Origin of the sequence: Streptomyces sp. BF23-19 (assembly GCF_041106355.1) — a bacterium.
In the GTDB taxonomy this organism is placed as follows: domain Bacteria; phylum Actinomycetota; class Actinomycetes; order Streptomycetales; family Streptomycetaceae; genus Streptomyces; species Streptomyces virginiae_A.
In genome coordinates this window covers 1-7,619 of sequence record NZ_JBGBPT010000162.1, presented here as the reverse complement: position 1 = coordinate 7,619, position 7,619 = coordinate 1, and the positions used below count along the sequence as shown (strand labels likewise).

The 7,619-nt window shown below is 70.7% G+C and carries 7 protein-coding genes and 1 CRISPR repeat array; of the genes, 2 read left to right on the top strand and 5 right to left on the bottom strand.

Features of this window, described 5'->3' with window-relative positions; all coding sequences use genetic code 11:
• Positions 1-73: 73 nt before the first annotated feature.
• Both AB8A24_RS42555 and AB8A24_RS42550 read right to left on the bottom strand, forming a co-directional pair.
• Complete coding sequence (locus tag AB8A24_RS42555) at positions 74-367, bottom strand: hypothetical protein (protein WP_369479187.1); 294 nt, start codon at positions 365-367, stop codon at positions 74-76.
• Between the two features lie 665 nt (positions 368-1,032).
• Positions 1,033-1,305 (bottom strand): hypothetical protein, encoded by a 273-nt coding sequence (locus AB8A24_RS42550; RefSeq protein WP_369479186.1) that lies wholly within the window; start codon positions 1,303-1,305, stop codon positions 1,033-1,035.
• A 975-nt stretch (positions 1,306-2,280) separates the two neighbouring features.
• Between AB8A24_RS42550 and AB8A24_RS42545 the strand changes: the two genes are divergently transcribed.
• Positions 2,281-3,336 (top strand): hypothetical protein, encoded by a 1,056-nt coding sequence (locus AB8A24_RS42545; RefSeq protein WP_369479185.1) that lies wholly within the window; start codon positions 2,281-2,283, stop codon positions 3,334-3,336.
• 81 nt (positions 3,337-3,417) lie between these two features.
• Here the strand turns inward: AB8A24_RS42545 and AB8A24_RS42540 are convergent, their stop codons facing one another.
• Positions 3,418-4,617, bottom strand: a complete 1,200-nt coding sequence (locus AB8A24_RS42540; protein WP_369479184.1) for a barstar family protein — start codon at positions 4,615-4,617, stop codon at positions 3,418-3,420.
• A 230-nt stretch (positions 4,618-4,847) separates the two neighbouring features.
• Between AB8A24_RS42540 and AB8A24_RS42535 the strand changes: the two genes are divergently transcribed.
• Positions 4,848-5,003: a hypothetical protein gene (locus AB8A24_RS42535; protein WP_369479183.1), complete on the top strand. Its 156-nt coding sequence runs from the start codon at positions 4,848-4,850 to the stop codon at positions 5,001-5,003.
• A gap of 460 nt (positions 5,004-5,463) precedes the next feature.
• On the opposite strand, the gene AB8A24_RS42530 is transcribed toward AB8A24_RS42535, so the two are convergent.
• Positions 5,464-6,000 (bottom strand): hypothetical protein, encoded by a 537-nt coding sequence (locus AB8A24_RS42530; RefSeq protein ID WP_369479182.1) that lies wholly within the window; start codon positions 5,998-6,000, stop codon positions 5,464-5,466.
• A 79-nt stretch (positions 6,001-6,079) separates the two neighbouring features.
• Positions 6,080-6,691 carry a trans-aconitate 2-methyltransferase gene (locus AB8A24_RS42525; protein ID WP_369479188.1) on the bottom strand — a complete coding sequence of 204 codons (612 nt, stop codon included), beginning with the start codon at positions 6,689-6,691 and terminating at the stop codon, positions 6,080-6,082.
• 51 nt (positions 6,692-6,742) lie between these two features.
• A CRISPR array of direct repeats spans positions 6,743-7,619; the repeat unit is 23 nt; unit sequence CGGACCATCCCCGCAGGCGCGGG.

Below are 7,619 nucleotides of genomic sequence, written 5' to 3'. Positions count from 1 at the left end.
AGCCCCGCCGAATACGAGACCACCCTCGCGGCCTGACCACCACACCAAAGGTGTCCGCCAAAGCGGAACAAGCTCAGTACCCGTCGATCCGGGTCATCTTCGACCGCATCGTGGAGTGCCGGCCCGCCTTGCCCGGCCCCGAGAAATACCGGTCCAGGTCCCGCGAAGTCAGCCGCCACGGAACGACGCAGTAGAACGTACAGACCTCAAGCACGGGCTGTACGAGGCTCTGCAACGTTCTGGGAGACAGCCCCGCCACGTCCCGGGCCCAGCAGTACTCGGCCAGGGTGTCCTGATAGAGCTCGCGCTCGCCCTCCGGCGACGATGACTCACTCGCCCGCCGCTGCAACGTCAGGACATCGGCCACCCCAGGCTCGCCCGCCAACGTACCGACGCCGCCCTCGCCTGTGATCAGGGAGAAACGACGTGTCCCGGAATCTGCCACAAGCCGAGAAATTACGTGGCTAACTCCTGGAATCTGCTAGCAATCCTCAGAAACTCACACGATCGAGTGGACCTTCTCCGCAAGCCTCTGACCAGGCTGAACCATGGTGATACGTCACCCCAGCACTCGCTGGAACCCGTCGGATCTCCACTTGCATCCCGGGCCGCTCGTCCATGAACCATGACCAGCTCGCCGACGCCCTCGCCCACTCCGGCCGCGGTCGGCGTAAGGCCTGACCGCCGCGTGGTGGGAGGTCTGACGGGCACCGTCGTGGTCAGGCCACCGTGACGCGCAGGACGTACGGCTCGCCCGTACTGATCGCCTGCGCCTGTTTCCGGAGGTCCGCGTCCGTGAAGCCGAGCAGCGCCTCGTCGGTGGCCGGCGGAGCAGCGGGAGGATCTCGGCGACGGGCCGGCCTCGGTGCGCTTCGGCGAGCTGGGCGAAGGCCCGCTGGTAGGGGGCTCCGTACGTGCTCGCGCTGTCGGCCAGCAGGTGGTCAAGGTGCTGTCGCTCGATGCTGATCTCGCCCATGGCCCGCTCCTTCGGTCCTCCGGGGCCCCGTCCGGTCCGGGGCCTCGTCTTCGACGCTACGAGGCCGGTCTGACATCGACCCCCGACCTGGCAAGGGGCGCGTCCCGGCTGATGAGGTCCTGGAGCTGCTCGCGGACGGGTGGCGGCAGCAGCCCGTCGGTAGCGAGGAGGTGCCACTGGCAGCCGGGAATGAGCCGGTCGAGCTGGTGGAACTCCCCGAGCTGGTAGAGCAGCACCAAGGTGTCGAGGGCGTGCTGGGCGGGTGGCCGGTCGCGCTCCTTCAGGCTGCTGAGCACGGCCAGGCCGGCCATCGCGTAGCGGCCGCTCATCCACTCCAGGGCCACCTCCGCCCAGGTGCCCTGCGGCGAGTTCCTCCTCGACCCGATCGCACAGGTCCAGGGCCCACTGCCGTACGCCGGCGGCGGTCTTCCAGGTCCGCGCCAGGTCCTGGAGCGGAGCGGTGGCGGCCAGGTGACGCAGATGGTCGCGGGCATCGCGCACGGGGCCGAGGGCCAGATGGTTGTCGTCGGTGAGGACCGCGTCGGCGAACTCGGGGACGTCTTTGCGGGCGCTCGGTACAGGCCCTCATCGCCACCCTCTCCAAGGCCGATGTCACCGGGGTCCGGCCGCCGGCCTGTCTGCGGTGCGGCCGCATCCGGCCGCTGCGCCGAGCCGTGCCCGGCGGCAGAGTCTGCCTCGGCTGCGAAGGCATCCTGGCCGCGCAGGCCGACGTCGGCCCCTGCACCGCCTGCGGGGAGACCCGCCCCCGCCCGAGCCACAAAACCTGCGGCCCCAGCCGCCGGGATCAGCTGTCGACCGGACGGGCCTGCTCGGTCTGCGGGCACCGTTCGTTCATCGATCCGTGCGCGAACTGCCGGCCACGACCGCAGGTGCCGTGCGCGCTGTGCCGAACCAGCTCACCGGTATGTGCTCGGTGGCCGCTCGGGCCGGTCTGCAAGCCGTGCTACCGCAACGCCCGCCGACGACCCGCCTCGTGCCCGGCCTGCGGGCGGCGGCGCGTGCTGATCGCTCGCGCCGACAGCCGCCGGGTCTGCGGGCCATGCGCCGGACACCCTGACCCGCATGCGTGCCCACGTTGTGCCGAGCCCCGCTCCTACCAGGTCAAGGGGGTGTGCGACCGATGCGCGGTCCACGACCGCCTTGACGCGCTGTTCTCCACGGTCCCGGACCACGGTGGCGGCCCGTACGCTCACATGCGGGTGGCTCTGGCCGACTGTCCCGAGCCCGGCACCGTCCTGAACTGACTGCGCAACTCCCACTCCGCTCGCCTGCTCGCCGACCTGGTGGCCACGGGCCGGCCGGTCACCCACGCCGATCTCGACGCCACGGCGGGCCAAGGACGGGCCGCCCCGGGAACCGTCGACTATCTGCGCGGCCTCCTCGTCGCCTACCAGGTGCTGCCCGAGCGGGACGAGCTGTCCGCCCGGATCGAACGCCACCTCCAACGGGTCGCCGCCCGACACCCCGAGCACGCCGTCCTGCTCCGCTCCTACGTGCGCTGGTCACTGCTGCCGAGGGCCCGTCGCCACCAGCGGCTCCGCGGCGGAGGGTTCCTCTACCGTGTCCGCGCGGCCTACGCGCGTATCAACCGGGCCATCGAGTTCCTCAACGCGATGGCCGCGCGCGGACTGTCCCTGCGGGAGGTGACCCAGCACGAGGTGGATACCTGGCTCGCGGTGAACCCTGGGACCCGCTTCGCAGTCCGGGACTTCGCGGTCTGGGCGGCCCGCCGCGGCCATGCCCGCACCCTCGACGTCCCGCACTGGCCAAAGGTGGATCCGGTCGGTCTGGACGAGGACTCCCACTGGGAACTGCTCCACCAGTGCCTGACCGACGCCGACCTGCCGCTCGACGTTCGCGGAGCCGGGGCGATCCTCCTGCTGTTCGGCCAGCACCTGACCCGGATCACCGCCCTGACGACTCAAGCGGTCACCGCCGTCGGCGAGGACACCTTCCTGACCCTCGACCGCACCCCGATCCCCCTACCCTCCTCTCTGGCTGGCTTGTTGACCGACCTCGCCAACATGCCGGCCCCCTCGAACTGGGCGGCGAACTCCTCCCGGGGCTGGCTGTTTCCCGGAAGCCGCCCCGCACAACACCTCTCCGCCACCGTGCTCGGCCGCCGCCTGGCCACCCACCACATCCCCAACCGGCCGGCCCGCGCCACCGCCCTGGTCGCCCTCGCCCAGGACCTCCCCCCAGCGGTCCTCGGACCGATGCTCGGCCTCCACCCCGTCACCGCAGCCCAATGGCGACAGCGAGCCGCCACCGACTGGACCGCCTACCTCGAAGCCCGTAGCACCAGCCGGGCACCGGGAGACGATATGACCGGGCCCTGATGGCCTGGCCGTTGCCCCACTCCGTTCCTTCTCCAGGTCAGGCGCTGTCTTCAAGGGGTCCGGGATTGTCCGTCGCCTCCCTCACTGGAGCACGACGGTGACGCCGCGCTTGCGCAGGAGGTTCACGGTCACCTCGAAGTAGGACAGGCCGCCGAGGTGGTGCAGGACGTGTCCGGCGAGGGCGTGGCGGGCGATGTCGGCGTGGTGCCAGACGAGGGTGAACGGGGGGACGACGGAGGGCCCGCCGCACAGGCAGTCCGCCACCGAGTCCAGACATCTGCCGTAGTTGGCGCCAGGGCCGAGCAGGGCTTCGCCGAGCGCCAGGAGCAAGCCGTTCCTGTCGGTGACGTGCTGTCCGTCCAGGTGGTACGTCCCGCCGCAGAGGCCCTGCAGCCCGTACGGGCCGACGCGGGTGAGGTCCAGCCACTCGGACCGGCCCTCGGCGTCGAACTGTGCCCACTGGTTGGGCCGCGTGGGAACACCGTCGGACCAGATCTCCCAGACTGCGCGGGCGGCCAGGGTGGGGCGGTCGTCGCCGGGGTCGCAAATGGTGACGTCGATCAGGGCTCCGCCGAGGACGGACGGGCGTGCCTCGACGATGTGCAGGTCGAGGCGGTACCTGGTCATCGTCCGGCCGTGGCGATCGAGGGGCCAGAGCGTGATCGGGTCGCCCTCCTGCGGAAGGGGACGACACAGCAGGGCCAGAAGCGGTGCGGCGGGTTCGCAGCCGATCAGGTGCACGGGCTGGGTGGGTCGCTGCGGGCGCGGGGTGAACAGGCCGTCGATGGAACGGCAACCGCCCGATGGGCTGTCCCCCCGGATCGAGGGGAACCACAGGTCGAACCGCGGGCTCGAAGGCAGCCGCTTGCTGCCCCAGTAGTCGTCCTCCCTGACGCCGGTGCCCACGACGATGTCCACGCGCCCGGGATCGCCCGGCGTGGGCCACTGGGCCAGGACAGTCGTGTCCTCCAGGTCCCAGAAGCGGGCCGGCCCGTCGTTCGAGGGATCCACAGGCTCGATCGAGAGCATTCCGTCCCCCAACAGCCGCACCGGTTCGGCGCTGTCCGCCACGGCCTGGACCAGCAGGCTCTCGCGCGGGCAGCCGCGCAGCGTCAGGACCTCTCGCGGCAGCGGAGGCGCGTCCATGAACAGGCCCTCGACCTCGGCGCACCGCCCCCACAGCACGCCCTCCTCCTCCTCCTCACCGCTGATGTCGTCTCGCACCAGGAGATACCGGACCGGGAAGTCCCGCTCCCACCCCACATGTTCCTCAGGCCGCACGCTTCTCCATTGCTACCAGGCTGTCTTGGCGCGCCAACCCTACGGCTCGCTGACGCCGAAGCCCTCCGAATATCGCGTGCTTGGAATGACGCTCCCCGCCAGTCGGCGGCTACGGCTGGACCACCGAACGCCGCCGCCGCTACGCCAACGACCTCGGCTCCGACGTCACCCTCGTCGGGGTCACCGCCCGCTCCAACCGCCAGAAGTCCGACCAGGACCCGGCCACCTGGATGCCGATGCCCGCAGTCCACTGCCGCTACCTCGGCGAATGGGTGGCCACCAAGCACCGCTGGGGCCTCGCCGTCGACCCCGCCGAACGCGAGGCACTCCTGCGGTACGCGGCCGACTGCCCCAACGCCCGCATCACATACGACCCCGCCGCCTGACCCCGCCGGGCCCGATAGACGTGTGCCTTCGGTCGAAGCCCCGAAAGCTCGATGCTGCCGGCCGGGGCGGTCACCGGCGACGTGTGACGGCTGCCGGGCCTGCCCCCAGCCGACAGCGCCACGGGGCCGGGAGCTGCCGTTCCAGCGCGGCGGCTCCCCGCAACCACAATTCCAACGTGTTCTGGGCGGGTCCTCCAGCTGACGCGCTGGGTGGACAACCGGAACCCACCCAGTCAGGGGGGTTCTCCCCCTGCGCTGCATGCTGTGCCCGGTGTTGGTGACCTGCCATGTCATCGTGTAACCGGTCAGGAGAGTCGGTCATCCGCCAGAAGTGCGGTGGGTATCGCACTTCTGGGTGCGTTCGCCCGACCAGTTCGGCATCCGCCCCCGTGGCACTCGGCGCCGGGTCGAACGGGTGGTTCGTCCTCGTTGAGGTTCCTCGCATCCCCGCTTTGTGGACCTAGACAGTCTCTTTCGGATCTCGCCGAGCCATATGGTTCCAGGCCTCACGAACGTCGGAAGGGACGCGACCGCCTGCATCGTTCCAGGTGAGGCCGAGAGTGGCAGCCCATGCCCTGATCTGCTGGTGGTCGGGCTCCGGCCCGGTTTGCATGGCGGGAGTGCCGCGAACGGCATAGGCGGGCAGACGGGCCTCGCCCAGGACGGTGCGCGGCAACGAGAGACCGAACCGCTGCTCCAGGACGCCGAGAGATCGTTCCTGGTAGGCCATGTGATGTTCCTTGGAAGGAGGGATGTTCTGACTGCCGTCGGGATGAAGTACCTTTCCGGCAATAAGTTCGAGTAGGAGCAGATCTGGCTCCGCGCCCCAGCGCCGGTGTTCCTCGCCGATCCCGAACCCGCAGGTCAACACGCCGTTGTTGGCGTAGTGGAACCTGGCAGGCGGACGTGCGCTCATCGGCAGGTAGTGGACGGCATCGACCCTGCCGGAGGCGATCTCTTCCAGACGGTCCGCACCGGTTGAGTCCCCGTACTCCACGGCGAAAGCCCACCCCGCGTCCTCCCCGACCCGTACGACACCGTCGCCGCGCACGCCGTAGCTGCGGCCTCTGGGCCGGTCATGCGGTGCGCCGTCCGACGCGGACGAGGAACTCGTTGCTCTCGTGGAAGGTGTCGTCCTCGGAGAAGCCGCGCAGGGTCTTCTGCACGGCGGTCTCGAACTCCTCCAGCCGGTCACCGAACAGGGCGGGTGCGGCGAAGCTGGTGGAGTACAGGTAGCCGAGGATGCCCGCGGTGTTCCAGGTCCGGGTGACCGGGACGGTGAACTCCTCGACCTGGTTGAACGGGGACTCCTCCATGATCTCGCTGTAGGGGCGGTTGTGGTGCTGGAACGTGCCGCCGCCGGCCCGGCGTTCCTCGCCGAGGAAGTCCTTGATGACCTGCTTGGCCGCGGCCTTCCAGTCGCTCTCGGCGGCCCAGAAGCTGCGGTCGGCGAACACGGCCACCGCGCCGCCCTCGGCGACCTGGGAGTCCAGCAGGGCGAGTACGCCGGCCTGGTCGAGCCAGTGGAAGGCGCGGCAGATGGTAACCAGGTCCGCCTTCCACCCGGCGGGCGGGGGGAAGTCCTCGGCGGTGGAGGTGACCAGCGACAGGGTGGTGCCGCCGGGGACCTGGGGGCGGAGCGCTTCCTCGGCGGTGGCGATCATGTCGGGGTCGTTGTCGCAGGCGATGATCGAAATTCAGGGCCTCGATGTTTTCCGCGTGGCTTCCGGCGAAACGCTCGGAGCATCCCCGCAGGCGCGGGGTCGACCCGATGGCCGTTGCGGAGGAGCCGTGGCGCTCCGGACCATCCCCGCAGGCGCGGGGTCGACGCGTACTCGTGGGCGACCCAGGCCGGGCTGGCCGGACCATCCCCGCAGGCGCGGGGTCGACGTTCCGGATGGCCGTCCGGGCGGCCCCGCTCTGGGACCATCCCCGCAGGCGCGGGGTCGACGTCCCGGCCGAGTCGTACACGCCGAGGTAGCAGGGACCATCCCCGCAGGCGCGGGGTCGACGCCTAAGGGCTCGCAGAGAATCAACATGCTGACGGACCATCCCCGCAGGCGCGGGGTCGACTTGCGGTACTGGCTCGGCCTGAGTGGTACGTACGGACCATCCCCGCAGGCGCGGGGTCGACCTGGACGCCACCGTTCGATTCACGATCAAGCCCGGACCATCCCCGCAGGCGCGGGGTCGACGAGCTAGCCTCCGACAACAAGAGCGGCCGGTCCGGACCATCCCCGCAGGCGCGGGGTCGACTCAGCGACCTCTTCGGGTCGTGGGTACCGGTTCGGACCATCCCCGCAGGCGCGGGGTCGACGTCTATGTCGCCGTCCCCTGGTGTCTGGCCGAGGGACCATCCCCGCAGGCGCGGGGTCGACTCGGTGCCGGGGGCCAGGCCCGCGTCCGCGTCCGGACCATCCCCGCAGGCGCGGGGTCGACGGGCTGCAGGTGGTGGCAGCAGGCAAGGACAGCGGACCATCCCCGCAGGCGCGGGGTCGACACCACGTACGTGGTGAGTGGTGACGTCTGGGACGGACCATCCCCGCAGGCGCGGGGTCGACTCGGTGCCGGGGGCCAGGCCCGCGCCCGCGCCCGGACCATCCCCGCAGGCGCGGG